16 protein-coding genes and 1 riboswitch are annotated in these 19,951 nt (G+C 71.3%); of the genes, 10 read left to right on the top strand and 6 right to left on the bottom strand.

Annotated features, from left to right (window positions below):
• The first annotated feature begins 132 nt into the window (after positions 1-132).
• Positions 133-969, top strand: a complete 837-nt coding sequence (locus MTQ01_RS22360; protein WP_247492642.1) for a trypsin-like serine protease — start codon at positions 133-135, stop codon at positions 967-969.
• A gap of 150 nt (positions 970-1,119) precedes the next feature.
• Here the strand turns inward: MTQ01_RS22360 and MTQ01_RS22355 are convergent, their stop codons facing one another.
• Positions 1,120-1,350, bottom strand: a complete 231-nt coding sequence (locus MTQ01_RS22355) for a hypothetical protein (protein ID WP_211038919.1) — start codon at positions 1,348-1,350, stop codon at positions 1,120-1,122.
• A 419-nt stretch (positions 1,351-1,769) separates the two neighbouring features.
• On the opposite strand from MTQ01_RS22355, the gene MTQ01_RS22350 reads away from it, so the two are divergent.
• The 4 genes from MTQ01_RS22350 to MTQ01_RS22335 all read left to right on the top strand — a co-directional run bounded on the left by MTQ01_RS22350 (position 1,770) and on the right by MTQ01_RS22335 (position 7,263).
• Complete coding sequence (locus tag MTQ01_RS22350) at positions 1,770-3,884, top strand: DNA topoisomerase IV subunit B (RefSeq protein ID WP_247492641.1); 2,115 nt, start codon at positions 1,770-1,772, stop codon at positions 3,882-3,884.
• A gap of 130 nt (positions 3,885-4,014) precedes the next feature.
• Positions 4,015-4,851 carry an alpha/beta fold hydrolase gene (locus tag MTQ01_RS22345; protein ID WP_247492639.1) on the top strand — a complete coding sequence of 279 codons (837 nt, stop codon included), beginning with the start codon at positions 4,015-4,017 and terminating at the stop codon, positions 4,849-4,851.
• Between the two features lie 205 nt (positions 4,852-5,056).
• Positions 5,057-5,599: a DUF485 domain-containing protein gene (locus MTQ01_RS22340; RefSeq protein WP_247492637.1), complete on the top strand. Its 543-nt coding sequence runs from the start codon at positions 5,057-5,059 to the stop codon at positions 5,597-5,599.
• Positions 5,596-7,263, top strand: a complete 1,668-nt coding sequence (locus MTQ01_RS22335) for a cation acetate symporter (RefSeq protein WP_247492636.1) — start codon at positions 5,596-5,598, stop codon at positions 7,261-7,263. The genes MTQ01_RS22340 and MTQ01_RS22335 overlap by 4 nt, the downstream gene beginning before the upstream one ends.
• Here the strand turns inward: MTQ01_RS22335 and MTQ01_RS22330 are convergent.
• The gene (locus MTQ01_RS22330) at positions 7,232-7,777 is read right to left on the bottom strand and encodes an FBP domain-containing protein (protein ID WP_247492634.1); all 546 of its coding nucleotides are present in this window, start codon (positions 7,775-7,777) and stop codon (positions 7,232-7,234) included. The two genes, MTQ01_RS22335 and MTQ01_RS22330, sit on opposite strands and share 32 nt — an antisense overlap.
• A gap of 197 nt (positions 7,778-7,974) precedes the next feature.
• Positions 7,975-8,880, bottom strand: a complete 906-nt coding sequence (locus MTQ01_RS22325) for a sucrase ferredoxin (protein ID WP_247492630.1) — start codon at positions 8,878-8,880, stop codon at positions 7,975-7,977.
• A 62-nt stretch (positions 8,881-8,942) separates the two neighbouring features.
• On the opposite strand from MTQ01_RS22325, the gene MTQ01_RS22320 reads away from it, so the two are divergent.
• Positions 8,943-10,124, top strand: a complete 1,182-nt coding sequence (locus MTQ01_RS22320; protein ID WP_247492628.1) for a GTP-binding protein — start codon at positions 8,943-8,945, stop codon at positions 10,122-10,124.
• Between the two features lie 183 nt (positions 10,125-10,307).
• On the opposite strand, the gene MTQ01_RS22315 is transcribed toward MTQ01_RS22320, so the two are convergent.
• A complete protein-coding gene (locus MTQ01_RS22315) occupies positions 10,308-12,755 on the bottom strand; it encodes a DNA topoisomerase (ATP-hydrolyzing) subunit A (RefSeq protein WP_247492626.1) in 2,448 nt (815 codons plus the stop codon).
• Between the two features lie 438 nt (positions 12,756-13,193).
• Between MTQ01_RS22315 and MTQ01_RS22310 the strand changes: the two genes are divergently transcribed.
• From MTQ01_RS22310 to MTQ01_RS22300, 3 genes are all read left to right on the top strand, one after another.
• Positions 13,194-14,540, top strand: coding sequence for a pitrilysin family protein (locus MTQ01_RS22310; RefSeq protein WP_247492625.1), 1,347 nt, complete (start codon positions 13,194-13,196; stop codon positions 14,538-14,540).
• A gap of 32 nt (positions 14,541-14,572) precedes the next feature.
• Complete coding sequence (locus tag MTQ01_RS22305) at positions 14,573-15,940, top strand: pitrilysin family protein (RefSeq protein ID WP_247492708.1); 1,368 nt, start codon at positions 14,573-14,575, stop codon at positions 15,938-15,940.
• 231 nt (positions 15,941-16,171) lie between these two features.
• Positions 16,172-16,324: riboswitch (cyclic di-AMP (ydaO/yuaA leader) on the top strand.
• Positions 16,325-16,335: 11 nt separating this feature from the next.
• Positions 16,336-17,103, top strand: coding sequence for a M23 family metallopeptidase (locus tag MTQ01_RS22300; RefSeq protein ID WP_247492624.1), 768 nt, complete (start codon positions 16,336-16,338; stop codon positions 17,101-17,103).
• A 217-nt stretch (positions 17,104-17,320) separates the two neighbouring features.
• Here MTQ01_RS22300 and MTQ01_RS22295 read toward each other — a convergent pair whose 3' ends face one another.
• Together MTQ01_RS22295 and MTQ01_RS22290 are read right to left on the bottom strand one after the other, a co-directional pair.
• Positions 17,321-17,971 carry an NAD(P)H-dependent oxidoreductase gene (locus tag MTQ01_RS22295; protein ID WP_247492623.1) on the bottom strand — a complete coding sequence of 217 codons (651 nt, stop codon included), beginning with the start codon at positions 17,969-17,971 and terminating at the stop codon, positions 17,321-17,323.
• 83 nt (positions 17,972-18,054) lie between these two features.
• Complete coding sequence (locus tag MTQ01_RS22290; RefSeq protein WP_247492622.1) at positions 18,055-18,894, bottom strand: NAD(P)H-binding protein; 840 nt, start codon at positions 18,892-18,894, stop codon at positions 18,055-18,057.
• An 81-nt stretch (positions 18,895-18,975) separates the two neighbouring features.
• Between MTQ01_RS22290 and MTQ01_RS22285 the strand changes: the two genes are divergently transcribed.
• The gene (locus tag MTQ01_RS22285; protein WP_247492621.1) at positions 18,976-19,917 is read left to right on the top strand and encodes an AraC family transcriptional regulator; all 942 of its coding nucleotides are present in this window, start codon (positions 18,976-18,978) and stop codon (positions 19,915-19,917) included.
• Positions 19,918-19,951 lie beyond the last annotated feature (34 nt).

Genomic DNA, 19,951 nt, shown 5'->3' with positions numbered 1-19,951 from the left:
ACAACGCCCTGCGGGGCTTGGGCCGGGCCGTCGCTGTTGCGGCCGCGGCGGCGAAGTCAACGCGGTGTGCGCGTTTTCGCCGGTATGGCGGACAGCGGGTGACTGGATGATTCCGTAAAGTCAGCTAGCGGTATGAACACATTCACGCGCGCTCTGACCGCCACCCTCGTCTCGTCCCTGGCCCTCACGGCAGCCACGGCTGTCGGGCCGCCCGTGGCCCATGCGATGGACCGTTCCGTCATCGGCGGTGATGCCGCTCGCACGGCCGACCACCCGTGGGTGGTGGCCATCGGGAGCCGGCAGCTCTTCGGCTCTTCGAGATCCGGGCAGTTCTGCGGCGGCGCCGTCGTCTCGGCGCGCACCGTGGTGACCGCGGCGCACTGCTTCGACCGACAGATCCTCGGCGCGGACCCCGACCGGGTACGGGACTTCCGTGTGATCGCCGGCCGGGACGATCTCCGCGGTGAGCAGGGCCGCGCGGTGGCGGTCAGCGACATCTGGGTCAACCCCCGCTACGACCGGCGGACCAACGCCGGGGACCTGGCGGTGCTGACGCTGGCCAAGCCGCTGCCCGGCGCCGTGGTGCCCCTCGCGGGAGCCGGGGACGCGGCGTACGCCGCCGGGCAGCCCGCGTCGGTGTACGGCTGGGGCGACACCGGCGGGGACGGAAGCTATGCGTCCTCGCTGCACGCCTCCCGTGTGCGGGTGTTGGCGGACCAGGAGTGTGCCGACGCCTACCCGGGCGGCGCCGCGGCAGGGCGGTTCCGGGCGGAGACGATGGTCTGCGCCGGCCTGCCCGAGGGCGGCCGGGACGCCTGCCAGGGTGACAGCGGTGGTCCGCTGGTCTCCGGTGGGAAGCTGATCGGGCTCGTCTCCTGGGGATCGGGCTGCGGCGTCGCGGGGCAGCCCGGTGTCTACACGAGGATTTCCGCGTTGGAGAAGGAGATCACCGGGCGGATGCGCGGTTAGGCGGGAGGAGGCTTCGGGGCGCTCGGTGGTGGGCGGCCCGGAGCACACACGACGACGGGCGGACAACCACGCTCGGTGGTCGCCCGCCCGTCGTCTTCCCGGCCCTTGGCCGGAACCGAGCTCGTCGGTGTCAGGACGCTGTGCGTCGGGTCAGCGGTCGTCGTCGCCCACGGTTGCCGGAGTGGCGGTGAGCCGCTCCGTCTCGTCCTGTATTTCCGCGGCGATCTTCTTGAGTTCTGGCTCGAACTTGCGACCGTGGTGGGCGCAGAACAGGAGCTCGCCGCCCGTGGCCAGTACGACGCGCAGGTACGCCTGGGCGCCACAGCGGTCGCAGCGGTCAGCGGCGGTCAGCGGGCTCGCGGGTGTCAGAACAGTAGTCACGTCGCCTCTTCTCTAGCTCGACGAGCTGTCGTACCAGGGTCAACATCCAACCAGTCCGAGATGTTCCCGCCTCGGACTACTTTCCTTGAAGTCGCCTTCCGGGACGGTTGGATGCTGCCGGTTGGCGGCGAAAGGGCCGTTTGCTTGGTTCTAGAAGCTTGTCGGTTTCGTTGCGCTTGTCCAGTTGTCGTCTCCGAGTGGGTGTACCACTCGTTGGTGAGGACGTGCCCGGAGCCTAAATGGTTCATGCCCCGAAGGGAACGTGATGTACACGTCACCCTTACGAGTTATCGAACGCCTGGACGATTCGCCGCTAGCATAGGTTTACCCACGGGTGGCGTTTCACCAGCAATGGCAAGGGTCGGTACCCTCTGAGCGGCAATAAGCCACCCCAGTGAATTCAGCGAGGAGCGAACCGCGTGACCGCCGAGACGTCGTCCACCGCACTGCTCACCGGAGCGGATCGGGACAGCTCCAACTACACCGCGCGTCACCTGTTGGTCCTCGAAGGGCTCGAAGCGGTCCGCAAGCGGCCCGGCATGTACATCGGCTCGACGGACAGCCGCGGTCTGATGCACTGCCTCTGGGAGATCATCGACAACTCCGTCGACGAGGCCCTGGGCGGCTACTGCGACCGCATCGAGGTCGTGCTGCACGACGACGGCTCGGTCGAGGTCAGCGACAACGGCCGCGGCATCCCGGTCGACGTCGAGCCCAAGACGGGCCTGTCCGGGGTCGAGGTCGTGATGACCAAGCTGCACGCAGGCGGAAAGTTCGGCGGCGGGTCCTACGCGGCGTCCGGCGGTCTGCACGGAGTCGGCGCCTCGGTCGTCAACGCGCTGTCCGCGCGTCTGGACGTCGAGGTGGACCGGAACAGTCGGACGCACTCGATCAGCTTCCGCCGCGGCGTCCCGGGGATGTTCACGGAGTCCGGGCCCGAGGCTCCGTTCGACCCGTCCAGCGGCCTGATCAAGGGCAAGAAGGTGCCGAAGGCCCGTACGGGCACCAGGATCCGGTACTGGGCCGACCGGCAGATCTTCCTGAAGGAGGCCGGGCTCTCCCTGGAGACCCTGTACGCGCGAGCGCGTCAGACCGCCTTCCTTGTTCCGGGGCTGACCATAACGGTCCGTGACCAGCGCGCCCTGGACGGTGCGTCCGTCGCCGAGGAGGTCTTCCGGTACGACGGCGGCATCAGCGAGTTCTGCGAGTACCTGGCGCAGGACCGGCCGATCTGCGACGTGCTGCGGCTCCAGGGCCAGGGAAGCTTCAAGGAGACGGTGCCGGTCCTGGACGACCGCGGCCACATGATCCCCTCCGAGGTCACCCGGGAGCTGGGAGTCGACATCGCGCTGCGCTGGGGCACCGGGTACGACTCGACGGTCAAGTCGTTCGTCAACATCATCGCGACGCCCAAGGGCGGCACCCATGTGAGCGGTTTCGAGCGGTCGTTGACCAAGACGGTCAACGAGGTGCTCCGGTCCGCGAAGCTCCTGCGGGTCGCCGAGGACGACGTCGTGAAGGACGACGCCCTCGAAGGGCTGACCGCGGTGGTGACGGTGCGGCTCGCCGAGCCGCAGTTCGAGGGCCAGACCAAGGAGGTGCTGGGCACCTCGGCCGCCGCCCGCATCGTCGGGCAGGTACTGGCCAAGGAGCTGAAGGCGTTTCTGACCTCCACCAAGCGGGACGGCAAGCAGCAGGCCCGTACCGTGCTGGAGAAGATCGTCTCGGCGGCCCGCACCCGGATCACCGCACGCCAGCACAAGGAGGCCCAGCGGCGGAAGACCGCGCTGGAGTCCTCGGCGCTGCCGGCCAAGCTCGCCGACTGCCGAAGCGACGACGTGGACCGCAGCGAGCTGTTCATCGTCGAGGGGGACTCCGCCCTCGGCACCGCGAAGCTGGCCCGAAACTCCGAGTTCCAGGCGCTGCTGCCGATCCGCGGCAAGATCCTCAACGTCCAGAAGTCGTCCGTCTCGGACATGCTGAAGAACGCCGAGTGCAGCGCGATCATCCAGGTCATAGGAGCAGGGTCCGGTCGCACCTTCGACATCGACCAGGCGCGCTACGGCAAGGTGATCTTCCTGGCCGACGCCGATGTCGACGGCGCCCACATCCGCTGTCTGCTGCTGACGCTCTTCCAGCGCTACATGCGGCCGATGGTCGAGCAGGGCCGGGTCTTCTCCGCGGTGCCGCCGCTGCACCGCATCGAGCTGACCAACGTCAAGAAGGGCCAGGACAAGTACATCTACACCTACTCGGACAACGAGCTGCGCCAGACGGTCCTGGAGCTGCGGGGCAAGGGGGTCCGCTTCAAGGACTCCATCCAGCGCTACAAGGGCCTCGGTGAGATGGACGCCGACCAGCTCGCCGAGACGACGATGGACCCGCGCCACCGCACTCTGCGGCGCATCAACATCAGCGATCTGGAGGCCGCCGAGAAGGCGTTCGACCTGCTGATGGGCAACGAGGTCGCGCCGCGCAAGGAGTTCATCACGACGTCGGCGGCGACGCTGGACCGCTCGCGCATCGACATCTAGCGGCGCAGCGGCGCGAGCGTGCTGCGGTCGGCGGCGGCCGGCGAGTGGGGATCACCCCGCCCGCCGGCCGCTGTCCGCCGGCGGCCGCGCTGTCGCGTCCGGGCGTCGGTATCGAGGAGGAAGAGGATCCATGGGCGAGTGGCGGTTGCCGCACACGTACCGCAGCGACTCGGGCGAGGTCCGCTGGGGGAGCCTCGGCGAACCCGGGCGGGACCCGGTGGTGCTGTTGCACGGCACCCCGTTCTCCTCCCATGTGTGGCGGGCGGTCGCGCGCGCCCTCGCCCGTCGCCACCAGGTGTTCTTCTGGGACATGCCCGGCTACGGGACCTCCGAGCAGTCCGCCGGGCAGGACGTCTCGCTGGCGGCTCAGGGCCGGGTCTTCGCCGGGCTGCTGGCGCACTGGGACCTCCCGCAGCCGCCGCTGGTGGCGGCGCACGACTTCGGCGGTGCGGTCGCTCTGCGCGCACATCTGCTGCACGGGGCCCGTTATCGGGCGCTCGCGCTGGTGGACCCGGTGGCGCTGGCGCCGTGGGGATCGCCGTTCTTCCGGCTGGTGGGCGAGCACTCCGCGGTCTTCGAGCAGTTGCCGCCCGCGCTGCACCGGGCGCTGGTGCGTGAGTACGTCGCCTCCGCGAGCGGGCCCGGGCTGCATCCGGCAGTTCTGGACCGGCTGGTGGAGCCCTGGTCGGGAGAGGCCGGGCAGCCGGCCTTCTACCGTCAGATCGCGCAGGCGGACCAGCGCTACACCGACGAGGTCCAGGGCCGGTACGGGGAGATCGATCTGCCCGTGCTGGTCTGCTGGGGCGAGGAGGACACCTGGATCCCGGTCGCCAAGGGCAGAGAGCTCGCGGCGCTGATCCCCGGAGCGGAGTTCGAGCCCCTCGCGGGCGCGGGCCACCTGGTCCAGGAGGACGCCCCCGCCGAACTCACCGCGGCACTCGGCGACTTCTTCCGTCGGGTCCGCTGACGCTGCCCGTGCGACGGCCGTACGGAGGCCCTCCGGCAGAGCGAAGGCGGTCCTGTCCAGCACACGTCACCTGAAGGGGTGAAGGTCCGGGATTACCGCGTCCCGCGCGCTTCGCCGCTCGCCATTCTGGTCTCGGCCAGGCGGGCCACCGGCCCCGTACGGGCCAACGGTCCGGGCAGTGACGAGAGTTCGGGTGACAGTTGCGGTGACAGAGCACGAGGCCACGGGCGACGCCGGTATCCGTACCGTGGCGCCGCTGCGCGTGGCGGACCCCTGGTACGACGAGTTGGCCTCCGGCCCGGCCGTGGAGGCCGCGGGGCCCGGGACCGACGGCGAACCGTACGAGCCGCCCTCGCGCAGGAACGGTCCTGCGGGTGCGCCGACGTACTCCGAGCCCGGTCGGGACGCCGCCGCCGGGGAACGCGCGGCGGTGTACCTGGCCGTGCAGCAGAGCGCGGAGTTCCAGTGGGTGCGCCGCAGCCACCGCCGGTTCGTCTTCCCCGCCACGGCCGGATTCCTCGTCTGGTATCTGCTCTACATCGTCACGGCGACCGCGTTCCCCGCGCTGATGGCCACCCCCGTGGGGGAGGGGCCGTTGAACATCGGAATACTCGCCGGGCTTGCGCAGTTCCTCAGCACCGCATTGCTGACCTGGGCGTATGTGCACAACGCGAGCCGCGGACGGGACCGGGCGGCGTTCGAGCTGCGCTGGGAGACCCAGTTGCGCACCAGGCAGGTCGGGCGATGACCGGCGGGGAGCGGACGCTGGTCGTGGTGCTGTTCAGCGTCGTCGTCGCGATCACCCTGGCGATCACCACCTGGGCGGGCAGGCGCAGACAGGGCACCCCGGAGGAGTTCTACGCGGGTGGTCGGCTCTTCTCGCCGGCCGAGAACGGGTTCGCCATCGCGGGCGACTACATGTCGGCGGCGTCCTTCCTCGGCGTGGCCGGGTTGATCGCTCTGCACGGCTACGACGGGATGGTGTACTCGGTCGGCTTCCTGGTGGCCTGGCTCCTGGTGCTGCTGCTCGCGGCCGAACTCGTGCGCAACTGCGGGCGGTTCACCCTGGCCGACGTACTGGTGACCCGGCTGCGCGAACGTCCGGTGCGGGTGGCGACGGGCACTTCCTCCGTCGTGGTGTCGGTGCTCTACCTGGTCGCGCAGATGGTGGGCGCCGGGACACTGGTGGCGCTGCTGCTCGGCGGGTCGAGCGGCGAGGTGCGCACCTGGACGGTGGTCGGCGTCGGCGCGCTGATGGTGGTCTACGTGTCCTGCGGCGGGATGCGCGCCACCACGTGGATTCAGATCGTGAAGGCATGTCTGCTGATGGCCGGAGCGCTCGGCCTGACCGTGCTGGTCCTGCTCCGTTTCGACGGGGATCCCGCCGCCCTGCTGTCCGGGGCCGCGGAGGGCAGCGGGCACGCCGAGGACTTCCTGGGACCGGGCCTTCTCTTCGGCGAGAGCGTGGCCTCCCGGCTGGACTTCATCAGCCTGGGCATCGCACTGGTACTGGGCACCGCGGGACTCCCGCACATCCTCGCCCGGTTCTACACGGTGCCCACCGCTCGCGCCGCCCGCCGATCGGTGGTCTGGGCCATCGGCCTCATCGGCAGTTTCTATCTCATGACGATCGTCCTCGGCTTCGGGGCCGCCGCTCTGCTCGGCAGCGAGACCGTGCGTGCGGACAACGCGGCCGGGAACACCGCCGTACCGCTGCTCGCGCAGCATCTGGGCGGCGGGGCGGGCACCACGGGCGGCGCCGCGCTCTTCGCCGTGGTGGCGGCGGTCGCGTTCGCCACGATCCTCGCGGTGGTCGCGGGGATCACCCTCGCCTCCTCCGCCGCCATCGCGCACGACCTCTACGCCTCGTTCAGCCGTCGGCGACGCAGGGGCACGGGCGGCCGCGGCCACGACGGCGGGCTCGCCGCCGGCGGGTTCGAGTCCGACGCGGAGGGTGTACGGGGGAGCGGCCGCGAGGTGGCGGTGGCCCGGATCGCGGCGGTCGGGATCGGCGCGGTGGCGATCGGGCTCGGACTGCTGGCCCAGAACCTGAACGTGGCGTTCCTGGTGGGTCTCGCCTTCGCGGTCGCCGCCTCGGCGAACCTGCCGGTGCTGCTGTACACGCTCTTCTGGCGGCGCTTCACCACCAGGGGCGCGCTGTGGTCGGTCTACGGAGGACTGCTGCCGGCAGTGGCGCTCGTGGTCCTCTCGCCGGTGGTCTCGGGCGATGCCGCGGCGATCTTCCCCGGGGTGGACTTCGCTCTCTTCCCCTTGCAGAACCCGGGAATCGTGTCGATTCCACTGGGCTTCCTCGCCGGGTGGCTGGGCACGGTCACCGACCGTGCCGGTGCGGATGTGCACCGGCACGCGGAGACCGAGGTCAGGTCGCTGACGGGCGCGGGGGCCGCGTAGCGGAGTCGAAGGACAGGCCCTGGTTCCGTACCGCGTCCACCAGCTCCGCCAGGTTCTCCTCGACCCGCGCGATCCGGTCCTCCAGGCTCAGCGTCTCCTTGACGGGCAGCACATCGGGCGTTCGCCTGCCCCGGATGTAGAGCGAGCAGGCGAGGTCGGCGCAGATGTAGGTGCCCACGGTGTTGCCCCGGCGGCCGGCCGCTCCCTCCTTGCGCGCCGCGAAGAGAGTCACTCCGGAGGAGGGGTGCCGGGTGGTGCACAACGAGCACATGGACGTTCTGAGCAGGCTCCGCCGGCTGCTGGGAGGGACCCGCAGGGTGAGGCCGACAGCGGCGCCCGCGAGCGGTACCACCAGATAGCCGCGGTCGGGTGCGCCCTGGTCGCGCCAGCCCAGGAAATCCAGCTCGGACCAGGCGGTCCCGGCGAAGTCCCGGGGGAGGTTGAGCCGCTTCGCCTCGCCCTTGGAGCAGTTGACGAACGACTGCCTGATCTCGGTCTCGCTCAGCGGCTGCACGCTGGTCTCTCCTCACGGTTCGGGGGTCGGCCGGCCGATTGAAGCACCGCAGCGGTGAGGACGGCCAACGGTTTTGTCGGCGGTCCGCGGCAGCGGGGACCGTCCGCACCTGCCACAGGTCGGGCGGCGTCGGCAGACGGGTGGGGCCGCCGGGTGGGGCCGCCGCGTGTGCCCGTCGGGCCGGACGGCCTCTGCGGTCAGGGGAGTTGGGCGACGGCCACCGCTTCCATCCGGGGCTGCCTGCTGAGGGCCGCTCCGCAGCTCGCGGCCAGCGGCGGAGCGTCGGCGCAGGCCACGACGTTCACCCGCCAGCGGCGCCCGTCGGTGTGGGTGACGTTGACGGCCCACGCCTCGGCGTCCTGGGCGCTGCCGCGGGTGTCGGTGACGCGCAGGGCGTCCACACCGTCCTCGCCCGTCAGCTCGCGCACCGCGAGTTCGGCGGCCTGGCCCGGACGGTCCCAGGCGGAACGTCCCCGGCAGCGGTCGGTGACCAGTCGGCCGTCCCGCAGGGCCTCGGTCACCTCCTTGACCGCAGGGGCGTCCGTACGGCCGTAGGCGTAGCCGTACGGGAGCACCAGCAGGGTGGGGGAGAAGCGATGGCCACCGATATGGGTGATTTCCCAGGTGTCGATTCCCGACGCGGTGAGTTCGGCGGCGAGCGGCCTGCCGAGCAGGGCGCAGCAGCGGTCGCGTTTTCCGTTGGTGCAGACGCAGACCAGCGGGGGTCCCTCGTGGGGCCGCCAAAGTCCCCGGTGGTCGCCCTCGCCGAGCGCGGCGGGATCGAGGTCGAGCAGCTCGGCGGGGTCGGCCAGGGTCGTGGTGCGCACCCAGGAACGGCCGGGCTCGGTGTGGGCGACGTACACCCGCCGGGGCGCCTGCGGGTCCGTGTGCCGGCCCGGTCGGCGGATGAGGGCGAGCCGGGTCCCGGTGCCTTCCAGCGCTGCGGACAGGGCAGCGGCGACGGCGGGGTCGAGACGGCTGTGCGACAGGGCCTTCGCGCCCCAGGGGCCCGGCTGTTCCAGCAGGAGCCAGGTCCGGGCGGTGGCCGCGGTGGCGGTCAGCGGCTCGGCCAGTTCGAGGGAGGCGGTGGTGCACGTGCTCACGACGCCGAGCCTAACCTTGGTCACGCTTGACCAGCCGCCGGACCACACCTGGAGGAACTCCCTTGAGCAGCAGCCGTATCCCGGTCATGGTGATCGCCGGTTTTCTCGGATCGGGAAAGACGACCCTGCTCAACCATCTGCTGCACAACCGGGCGGGGCTGCGGATCGGGGCCGTGGTCAACGACTTCGGCGGGATCGAGGTCGACGCCCTGGCACTCGCCGGCCAGGTCGACTCGATGGTCTCCCTCGGGGACGGCTGTCTCTGCTGCGCGGTGGACACCGAGGATCTGGACGAGGTGCTGGCCCGGCTCGCCGAACCGTCCGCGGGCATCGACCTGATCGTCATCGAGGCCAGCGGGCTCGCCGAACCGGAGACCCTGATCCGGATGGTGCTCGCCAGCGCACACGAGCGGATCGTCTACGGAGGTCTGGTCGAGGTCGTGGACGCAGCCGAGTTCGAGGGCGTCAGGGAGCGACACCCGGAGCTGGACCGGCATCTGCGGGCCGCCGATCTGATCGTGCTGAACAAGACCGACCGGGTGGACGACGGCCGCCGGGAGGCGCTGCACGCCGAGTTGGGCCGGGTCAGCCCGGCCACACCGGTGGTGGGCGCCGAACACGGCCGTATCGACCCGGAGCTGTTCTTCGACCGGCGACCGGTCGGTGAAGAGCCGGGCGGCGGCCGGCAGTTGACGTTCGAGGACCTGTTCCTGGAGCAGACGGGCGAGCTCCAGCACACCCACACCGGCTACGAGAGCCTCGACTTCGAGACCGAGGAGCCGCTGAGCCCGCGCAGGTTCATGGCGCTGATGGACGCCCGGCCGGCCGGGCTCTACCGGATGAAGGGGCAGGTCCACTTCGGGGCGGACGGTGCCGATTGGCGCTGGACGGTGCACTCCGTCGGGGGCTATCTGCGTTTCACTCCCACCCCGTGGGGGCGCGGTGAACGCCCGAGCACGGCGTTGGTGCTCATCGGCGCGGGTCTGGACGTCGCGACGCTGCGCGGTGAACTGCTCGACTGCCGGGGGCCGGGTGAGCAGGACAGCGGCCCCAGCGGCATGTGGTGCGTACTGCGCTACGTCGACGAGCCCTCCGCCGGGACCGGTTTCGCCGGCGGTGCGGGCGCCGAGGACGCGCTGGACGAGGCCCGGTTGGACGGGACGGCGCTGAACGCGACGGCGCCGGACGAGGCCGAGCGGTGCGCGACGGCCCCGGACGAGGCCGAGCGGTGCGCGACCGACTGAGACTCGCCGGGTCTCCGGGGCCTCCGGCGCCTGCCGCAAGCAGGCCCCGGCCCGCACCCCGCGGCCGTTCGGTAGGGGCGTACGGCATCCGACGCAGATGCCGTACGCCCCTACCGAACGGGCCCGTTGACGCGCTCGCCGCGGCCGGCGGCGGACTGCGCCGCCGGCCACCGACGGGCCCGGTTAGACCGGCCCGGCGAGCACCGCGACGGGCTCGGTGAGCGGCACGCCGGAGCCGTCCCGGCGAGGGTCGGGCTCGGGCAGCTGAGCGGGCTTGCCCGCGGCGGTGGCGGCACGTGCCGGGGCGGGCCCGGCCCAGGCGAACACCAGACCCTCCTCGCCCTTGAGCAGCCGCTGGCAGCGCACACCCCCGGTGGCGCGGCCCTTGCGCGGGTATTGGTCGAACGGCGTGAGCTTGGCCGAGGCGGCGGCGCCGTCCAGGGTGTCCGGCGAACCCGCGGAGGTGAAGACGACGGCGTCGGCAGCCGGATCGACGGCGCTGAACGCGATCACCCGCGCTCCGTCGCCGAGCTTGATGCCCGCCACTCCGCCCGCGGGGCGGCCCTGGGGGCGGACCTGGCCGGCGGGGAAGCGCAGCAGCTGCGCCTCGTTGGTGATGAAGACCAGGTCCTCCTCGCCGGTGCGCAGCTCCATCGCACCGATGATCCGGTCGCCGTCCTTGAGGGTGATGACCTCCAACTCCTCCTTGTGGGACGGGTAGTCGGGCACCACACGCTTGACGACGCCCTGCTCGGTGCCGAGCGCGATGCCGGGCGAGGACTCGTCCAGCGTCGTCAGGCAGAGCAGCGTCTCGTCCTCGGCGAGCGAGAGGAACTCGGAGATCTCGGCGCCGCCGGAGAGCGTCCCTGGAGCGGGCTCGGGCAGCTGCGGCAGGTCGATGACCGACAGCCGCAGCAGCCGTCCCGCCGAGGTCACGGCGCCGATCTCACTGCGGGCGGTGGCCGGTACGGCGGAGACGATGACGTCGTGCTTGGCTCTGCGGCCCGAGGTGTCCAGAGCGGAGTCGCCGCCGGCGGTGCGCGCCAGCAGCCCGGTGGAGGACAGCAGCACGCGGCACGGGTCGTCGGCGACCTCCAGCGGGACGTCGGCGACCGGCGTCTGCGTCTCGCCGTCGAGCAGCACGGTGCGGCGGGGGGTGGCGTACTTCTTGGCGACCGCCGCCAGCTCGGAGCTGACGAGCTTCCGCAGCTCGGCGTCGGAGTCCAGGATGCGGGTGAGCTCCTCGATCTCCGAGCGGAGCCGGTCGCGCTCGCTCTCCAGCTCGATCCGGTCGAAGCGGGTGAGCCGGCGCAGCGGGGTGTCGAGGATGTACTGGGTCTGGGTGTCGGAGAGGTCGAAGCGCTCGATCAGCGCGGACTTGGCCGCCGCGGCGTTCTCGCTGGCGCGGATGAGGGCGATGACCTCGTCGATGTCGAGCAGCGCCACGAGCAGGCCCTCGACCAGGTGCAGTCGGTCCAGGCGCTTCTGGCGGCGGAAGGAGCTGCGCCGCCGTACGACGTCGAAGCGGTGGTCGACGTAGACCTCGAGAAGCTCCTTGAGCCCGAGCGTCAGCGGCTGGCCGTCCACCAGCGCGACGTTGTTGATGCCGAAGGTCTCCTCCATCGGCGTCAACTTGTAGAGCTGCTCCAGTACCGCTTCCGGGTGAAATCCGTTCTTGACTTCGATGACCAGACGCAGGCCGTGCTCCCGGTCGGTCAGGTCCTTGACGTCCGAAATGCCCTGCAGCTTCTTGGCGTTGACCAGGTCCTTGATCTTGGAGATGACCTTCTCCGGCCCGACCGCGAACGGCAGCTCGGTGACGACCAGCCCCTTGCGGCGGGCGGTGACCTGCTCGACCGCCACGGTGGCGCGGATCTTGAAGGTGCCCCGGCCCTTGGCGTACGCGTCCCTGATGCCGGCGACGTTGGTGATCCGGCCACCGGTCGGCAGATCGGGGCCCGGCACGAAGCGCATCAGTGTTTCCAGGTCGGCGCCCGGGTGCTTGATCAGATGCCGTGCGGCGGCGATCACTTCGCCCAGATTGTGCGGCGCCATGTTGGTCGCCATGCCGACCGCGATCCCGGACGAGCCGTTGACCAGGAGGTTCGGGTAGGCGGCGGGGAGTGCGACCGGCTCCTGCTCGCTGCCGTCGTAGTTCGGCGCGAAGTCGACGGTGTCCTCTTCGATCGAGTCGACCATCAGGCCGGCCGCGGGGGCCGTGCGGCACTCGGTGTACCGCATCGCGGCGGGCGGGTCGTCGTTGCCCAGCGAGCCGAAGTTGCCGTGGCCGTCGACCAGCGGGAGGCGCATCGAGAACGGCTGCGCCATCCGCACCAGCGCGTCGTAGATCGCGCTGTCGCCGTGCGGGTGCAGCTTGCCCATCACCTCGCCGACGACTCGCGCACACTTCACATGGGCGCGCTCGGGACGCAGCCCCATCTCGTGCATCTGGTAGAGGATGCGGCGCTGCACGGGCTTGAGGCCGTCCCGTGCGTCGGGCAGCGCACGGCTGTAGATGACCGAGTACGCGTACTCGAGGAAGGACCCCTGCATCTCGTCCACGACGTCTATGTCGAGGATGCGCTCCTCGAACGGCTCCGGCGGCGGGGACTTCGTAACTCGGCGGGCCATTGTGGCTGCGGCTCCTTCGGAATCCGTGACGGTGCGGGGCCTCGCCCCTGCGGTGGTGGCAGGCGGCGGGCGGGGCCGGGCGACCCGGCGGGTCGCCGACCATTGTGAACCCAGTCGCTGACACTACGGCGCCCGGCCCAAGCGGCGCGGTGGGCAAGGCGGTTGGCAACGGTCGCGCGAGCCCCGCGCGACCGCCGCCGGACAGTGTGCGACAACTCCGGGCCGGGCAGTGCCCGATGCCCGCCCGACGGGAACTTAGCGCGCCCACCGCACGGTTGCATACAGTGACAGCAGCCGCGGTCCGCCGTTTGGATCTTGCTGGACCGGGGAGCGATGTCGCGTGCCGGGCACCGCCGCCCGGCGAAGCTCCGCACGACAGCCCCTGCGGCAGGACCACCGATTTTTCCATGACCGACAACCGAAGGGACGGCCCCGCCCATGGGTCACACGGCCACACCTCCTCCGACCACAGGAGGGCTGACAGCGACCGAGCACCGGCTGTCCAACGGCCTGCGCGTGGTGCTCTCCGAGGACCACCAGACGCCGGTCGCGGCGGTCTGCCTCTGGTACGACGTCGGTTCGCGGCACGAGGTCAAGGGCCGTACGGGCCTGGCCCACCTCTTCGAGCACCTGATGTTCCAGGGCTCCGCGCAGGTCCCGGGCAACGGCCACTTCGAGCTGGTCCAGGGTGCGGGCGGCTCGCTCAACGGCACCACCAGCTTCGAGCGCACCAACTACTTCGAGACCATGCCCGCCCACCAGTTGGAGCTGGCGCTCTGGCTGGAGGCGGACCGGATGGGCTCGCTGCTGGTCGCCCTGGACGAGGAGTCCCTGGAGAACCAGCGCGACGTGGTGAAGAACGAGCGCCGCCAGCGCTACGACAACGTCCCCTACGGCACCGCCTTCGAGAAGCTGACGGCGATGGTCTTCCCGGACGGCCACCCGTACCACCACACCCCGATCGGCTCGATGGCCGACCTGGACGCCGCCTCCCTGGAGGACGCGCGCGCCTTCTTCCGCACCTACTACGCGCCCAACAACGCGGTGCTGTCGGTCGTGGGCGACATCGACCCGGAGCAGACGCTGGCCTGGATCGAGAAGTACTTCGGCTCGATCCCCTCGCACGACGGCAAGCAGGCGCCCCGGGACGGCAGCCTGCCGGACGTGATCGGCGAGGAGCTGCGGCAGCCGCTGCGCGAGGAGGTGCCCTCGCCCGCGCTGACGGCCGCGTACCGCCTGCCGCACGACGGCACCCGGGAGTTGGACGCCGCGGATGTGGCGCTGACCATCCTCGGCGGCGGCGAGTCCTCCCGCCTCTACAACCGCCTGGTGCGCCGGGACCGGCTCGCGGTGACGGCCGGCTTCGGGCTGCTGCGTCTGGCCGGCGCGCCCTCCCTGGCGTGGCTGGACGTGAAGACCTCGGGCGACGCGCAGATCGCCGATATCGAGCTCGCGGTCGACGAGGAGCTGGCCGCCTTCGCCGAACACGGCCCCACCGCCGAGGAGTTGGAGCGCGCCCAGGCCCAGCTGGAGCGGGAGTGGCTGGACCGGCTGGCCACCGTGGCCGGCCGGGCGGACGAGCTGTGCCGCTACGCCGTGCTCTTCGGCGACCCCCAGTTGGCGCTCACCGCGGTCAACCGCGTGCTGGACATCGGCTCCGAGGAGGTGCGCGCGGTCGCCGCCGCACGGCTGCGGCCCGACAACCGGGCGGTGCTGGTGTACGAACCGACCGAGCCGTCGGCGGACGACGCTGACGCGGCAGCGCAGGAAGGTGCCGAGCAGTGAGCGAGACGACCGACCGGGGCGTGGCCCCCGCCATGGACTTCCATCCCCAGCCGCAGGCCGGCCGGCCCCGCCCGTGGGCCTTCCCCCAGCCCGAGCGCGCCACTCTGTCCAACGGCCTGACGGTGCTGCACTGCCACCGTCCGGGTCAGCAGGTCATCGCCGTCGAGGTGCAGTTGACCGCGCCGCTGGAGGCCGAGCCCACGGGCCTGGACGGCGTGGCGACCATCATGGCGCGCGCGCTGTCCGAGGGCACCGCCAAGCACGACGCCGAGCAGTTCGCCGCCGAGCTGGAGCGCTGCGGCGCCACTCTGGACGCCGGCGCGGACCACGCGGGCGTGCGGGTCTCCCTGGAGGTGCCGGTCTCCCGGCTGCCGCAGGCGCTGGAGCTGCTCGCCGACGCGCTGCGCACCCCGGCCTTCACCGAGGCCGAGGTCGAGCGGACCGTGGCCAACCGACTGGACGAGATTCCCCACGAGTTGGCCAACCCGGCCCGGCGTGCGGCGATCGCTCTCTCCGACGCCCTCTACCCGGCGGGCGCCCGGATCTCCCGTCCCCGGCAGGGCACCGAGGAGACCGTCGCCCGGATCGACGCCGCTGCGGTGCGCGCCTTCTACGACGCACACGTACGCCCCTCGACCGCCACGGTCGTCGCGGTCGGCGACTTCACCGGCCTGGACCCCGAGGCGCTGATCGACGAGGCGCTCGGCGGCTGGCAGGGCACGGACGCCGAGCCGCACACGTTCACCCCGATCACCGCCGACGACAGCGGCCGGGTGGTGATCGTCGACCGACCGGGCGCTGTGCAGACGCAGTTGCTGCTCGGGCGCATCGGAGCCGACCGCCACGATGCCGTGTGGGGCGCGCAGGTGCTCGGCATCTACTGCCTCGGCGGCACGCTCACTTCGCGTCTGGACCGGGTGCTGCGCGAGGAGAAGGGCTACACCTACGGCGTGCGCGCCTACAGCCATGTGCTGCGCTCCGCGCAGGACGGCAGTGGTGCGGCGCTGCTCGGCATCGCCGGTTCGGTGGCGACGGAGGTGACGGGCGCGGCGCTGACCGACCTCTGGCAGGTGCTGCGGACGCTGGCGGCCGAGGGGCTGACCGAGGAGGAGCGCGACTTCGCCGTGCAGAACCTCGTCGGAGTGGCGCCGTTGCGCTTCGAGACCGCTGCCGCGGTCGCGGGGACCCTCGCCGACCAGGTCGAGCAGGAGCTGCCGGACGACTTCCAGGGCAACCTCTACGCGCGGCTGGTCGAGACCGGCACCGTCGAGGCGACCGCCGCGGTGGTGAACGCCTTCCCGGTGGACCGCCTGGTCACGGTGCTGGTGGGCGATGCGGAGAAGATCGGCGAGGAGGTGCGGGCGCTGGGCATCGGCGAGGTGACCGTCGTCACCGGCTGACCGCCCCGACGCCGCGAGCCGCTCGGGCGGCTCCGGCGAAGTCGCTTGCCAGGTCCCCCGGTTGTGGCCCAGGCCACGACCGGGGGACCTACTATGTCCGATTTGGCCGCATTTCTCGTTGGGTTGATGTGTGCTGTGCCTCAAAGTGACTGATCTGGTTGCTCTGCGCCGGATGTCCGTTTTAGCTTCGGTGGTCGCTGCTCGTCCGAAGTGATCGCGACCGCGACCGACCGTGCAGCATCGCCGAGTCCCTTCGAGGGAGCCGGGGACCCATTCAAGTCCTTGGGGTGAATCGGGCTGTGTCCGAACTGGGACAGCCGCCCGTAGGAGACCTTCCTGCTCCGAACCCGTCAGCTAACCCGGTAGGCGAGAAGGAAGGAAAGGAGTTCGCCTCCATGGCGTTCAACCGTGCCACCGGCAAGATCAACCTGTCCCGCAAGCAGCGCAACCGCATGGGTGCCGCCGGAGCCGTCGCGCTCGTGGCAGCCATCACCGGCCCGCTCGCCGCTCCCGCCACCGCCGCACTGACGGCCACCGCGGAGCACCAGACCGGTCTGACCCAGACCAAGGCCGTCGGCCCGCTGGCGGAGGACTCCGAGGACTCCGGTGACCAGGATGACGTCGAGGCCGGCGAGAAGGTCTCCGGCGGGTCCGAGAAGAGCGACAAGTCCGAGAAGGTCGAGAAGGCCGAGAAGGACGCCGCGGAGCGCGGTGGCGAGAAGCGGTCCGACCGGTCCTCGCGCGCCAAGCTCAACGGGTTCCTGAGCCCCATCAAGGGCGGCGACGTCACCACCCAGTACAACTCCGGTGGCGCCCGCTGGTCCTCCGGCACCCACAGCGGCATCGACTTCGCCGCCGCCGAGGGCACCCCGGTGAAGACCGCCGGGCCCGGCACCGTCGTCGAGGCGGGCTGGGGCGGCTCCTACGGCAACAACATCGTCGTCCAGCACAACGACGGCCGGTTCACCCAGTACGGCCACCTCTCCAAGATGGACGTCAACATCGGCGAGAAGGTGACCTCCGGCGAGTCCATCGGCCGGGTCGGCTCCACCGGCAACTCCACCGGGCCGCACCTGCACTTCGAGGCCAGGACCACGCCGGCCTACGGCTCGGACGTCAACCCGATCAACTACCTCCGCGACAAGGGCGTCGGCCTCGGCTGACCCCGCCCCCACGACTGAGGCCCTACCCGCCGCGCGTCCGGCCGACTGCTGAGTGCCGGCCGCGCGACGGGGAGCGGAGAACCCGCGACAACAGCGGACGCGGTCACCACCTGCGGCGGCTCGTGGCAGACCGCGGACGCGACGAAGGACCCCGGTTCACCCCGGGGTCCTTCGTGCTGCCGCACCCCTTTTCGCCCGCGTTCCCCGACCCGGAGCGTCAGACCGCGGAGGCCGCCGTCCCCGCTCGCGAGGCCGTCGTCCCCGTCCGTACGGCCTCGCTCACCGCGTGTACGGCGTGTGCGGCGCTCGCCGCCGTGGCGGCGCGGGACTGCTGCTCGGACTCGTGGACGAACGCGGTGACTCCGCGGCGGCTGCCGACGTACTCGACGACACCGTGCTCGATCTGCGTCCGCAGCGCCTGTTCGTAACCGTGGCGCTCGAAGGTGCCGGAGTCGGCGCCGGCGACGGGCAGCAGATGTGTCGTGAGCCACTGGAGCCTCGGCCGCAGACCCGAATCGGGTGTGATGTCGAAGGCCCAGCCGTTGACGAACACCCGGTCGATCCAGCCCTTCAGCAGCGCCGGCACGGACCACCAGTACACGGGGAAGACCAGGACGAGGTCGGTGGCGCGGTCCAGGCGCCGCTGCTCGCGGACGACGTCGGGGTCGAGCGGGTGGTCGCCCCGGTACGCCCGGCGGTCGGTCGGCGTGAACCGGGGGTCGAACCGCTCGCGGTGCAGATCCGCCACCTCGACCGTCCCGGGACGGAGGGCCGAGACCAGCCGCTCGGTGACGTGGTGGGTCAGGGAGTCGGGGTCCGGGTGTGCGGTGACGACCAGCGTCCGTGGGCCGGTGTCCTGAACGTTCATGGTGGTGGTCTCCTCAGTGAGGGGGTCAACGGGGCCAACGGGGCCGGCAGGAACAGCCGCAGCCACGGAGCGCTCCCGGCGGCTCACCGCGCGCTCCAGGCGCCCGCCGCGGCCTGCCGTACGACGTACTCCTCGAAGGTCCGGGGAGCCCGCCCCAGCAGGGAGGCCAGTTCGTCGGTCGTGTCGGCGATGACTCCGCTCTCCATCAGGGCGAACATGGCGGCGACCTCCTCGGCGTCGTCTCGGCTCAGGCCCTGCTCGGCAAGGGTGGAGACGTACTCGTCCCGGGTGATGCGGCGGTAGGTGAGATCCCGTCCGGAGGCTCGGGAGATCAGCGCGACGGATTCGGCGAACGTGAGGGAGCGGGTCCCGCTCAACTCGTACACCCGGCCGGTGTGCCGGTCACCGTCGGTCATCACCGCGACTGCGGCGTCGGCGAGGTCTTCGAGGTCGATAAAGGGCTCGGGCACCTCGCCCGCCGGAAGCGCCAGAGCGCCGGCCACCAGCGGTGCGTGGAAGACGTCCTCGTCGAAGTTCTGGGCGAAGTTCCCCGGCCGCAGGACGGTCCACGCCAGTGCGGAAGCGCGTACGGCCTCCTCGGCCGACAGCATGTTCCGTCCGAAGGTGGAGTCGCCCCAGTCGTCCGCGCCGCGACCGGAGAGCAGGACCAGCCGTCGTACGCCGGCGGCTTCGGCCCGCGCGGTGAACTCGTGCATCGGGCCCGGCACGGGCGGGGGCACCACATAGGCCACCTCGACGTCACGCAGGACGGTGTCCCAGCCGTCGGGCTCGGACCAGTCGAACCGGACCCGGCTGGATCTGGAGGCGGCTCGTACCGCCGCTCCGTGCAGTCGAAGCCGAGCGGTGACCCTGCGACCCGTCTTTCCGGTCGCGCCGAGAACAAGGTGAGTGTTTTGCGTCATGGACACCACTGAACAGCCCCCGGTCGTACGTTCACATGGGCAAGAAGCCGGGATGCCTTTGTGAACGTCTACGCTGTCCCGGTGGACATCACCAGTGATCTGTTCCGGGGAGTGCGGGCCCGCGGCTCGCTGTTCGGCAGCTCGACGCTCTCCCCGCCCTGGTCGCTGCAGTTCGTGGACGGTGCGCCGCTGACCCTGTGCACGGTCCTCACCGGAGCCGGGTGGATCGTGCCCCAGGGGCGTCCGCCCGAGCGCCTCGGCGCCCACGACACGATCGTGGTGCGCGGGCCCACGACCTTCACCTTCGTCGACGAGCCCGGCAGCGACGCGGAGCCGATCGTCTGCGGAGAGGACTGTGCGACGCCCGAGCAGGGCGGCACCCGGTACCGACTGGGCTGGCACGACCCGGGTGACGGGGCCGACGGGGACGGTGCTGCGACGACTCTGGTGGTCGGCGCCTATCCGGTGCGCGGCGAGATAGGCCGGCAGCTGATGGACACCCTGCCGGTCGTGCTGCGTGTGGACGCCGGCGAGACCGGCGATCCGGTGCTGGACCATCTCGCGGCCGAGGTCGCCCGAGACGAACCCGGCCAGCAGGTGGTGCTCGACCGGCTCCTGGACTGGATGCTGGTCTGCACCCTGCGCACCTGGCTGGACCAGCCCGGCGGCCACCCTCCGGCCTGGTGGACCGCACAGAAGGATCCGGTGGTCGGTGCAGCACTGCGACTGCTGCACACCGAGCCGGCAGCGCCGTGGACGGTGGGCGAGCTGGCCCGGCGTACGGGGGTCGCCCGCTCGACACTGGCCAAGCGGTTCGCCGATCTGATGGGGGAGCCGCCCCTGACCTATCTGACGCGCTGGCGCATGACGCTGGCGGCGGATCTGCTCGTCGAGCAGGAGACCTCGACCGTCGCTCATGTCGCCCGCGCCGTGGGCTACAGCGATCCGTTCGCGTTCAGCGTGGCCTTCAAGAGGCTTCGGGGCACCAACCCGAGCGAGTACCGCCGGGCGGCAGCGGTCTGAGCGCCCCACCCGGCCGGGAGCGACCCACGGGCCG

The sequence above is a fragment of the Streptomyces sp. XM4193 genome, from assembly GCF_023072595.1.
In the GTDB taxonomy this organism is placed as follows: Bacteria; Actinomycetota; Actinomycetes; order Streptomycetales; family Streptomycetaceae; genus Streptomyces.
The sequence above is the reverse complement of the archived record's forward strand: the minus strand, read 5'-3'. Positions and strand labels throughout refer to the sequence as shown.

Coding starts and splice junctions, on each gene's coding strand:
- MTQ01_RS22360 (WP_247492642.1), top strand. CDS start 133: ATGAACACATTCACGCGCGCTCTGACCGCCACCCTCGTCTCGTCCCTG.
- MTQ01_RS22305 (WP_247492708.1), top strand. CDS start 14,573: ATGGACTTCCATCCCCAGCCGCAGGCCGGCCGGCCCCGCCCGTGGGCC.
- MTQ01_RS22310 (WP_247492625.1), top strand. CDS start 13,194: ATGGGTCACACGGCCACACCTCCTCCGACCACAGGAGGGCTGACAGCG.
- MTQ01_RS22300 (WP_247492624.1), top strand. CDS start 16,336: ATGGCGTTCAACCGTGCCACCGGCAAGATCAACCTGTCCCGCAAGCAG.
- MTQ01_RS22335 (WP_247492636.1), top strand. CDS start 5,596: ATGACCGGCGGGGAGCGGACGCTGGTCGTGGTGCTGTTCAGCGTCGTC.
- MTQ01_RS22345 (WP_247492639.1), top strand. CDS start 4,015: ATGGGCGAGTGGCGGTTGCCGCACACGTACCGCAGCGACTCGGGCGAG.
- MTQ01_RS22290 (WP_247492622.1), bottom strand. CDS start 18,894: ATGACGCAAAACACTCACCTTGTTCTCGGCGCGACCGGAAAGACGGGT.
- MTQ01_RS22295 (WP_247492623.1), bottom strand. CDS start 17,971: ATGAACGTTCAGGACACCGGCCCACGGACGCTGGTCGTCACCGCACAC.
- MTQ01_RS22315 (WP_247492626.1), bottom strand. CDS start 12,755: ATGGCCCGCCGAGTTACGAAGTCCCCGCCGCCGGAGCCGTTCGAGGAG.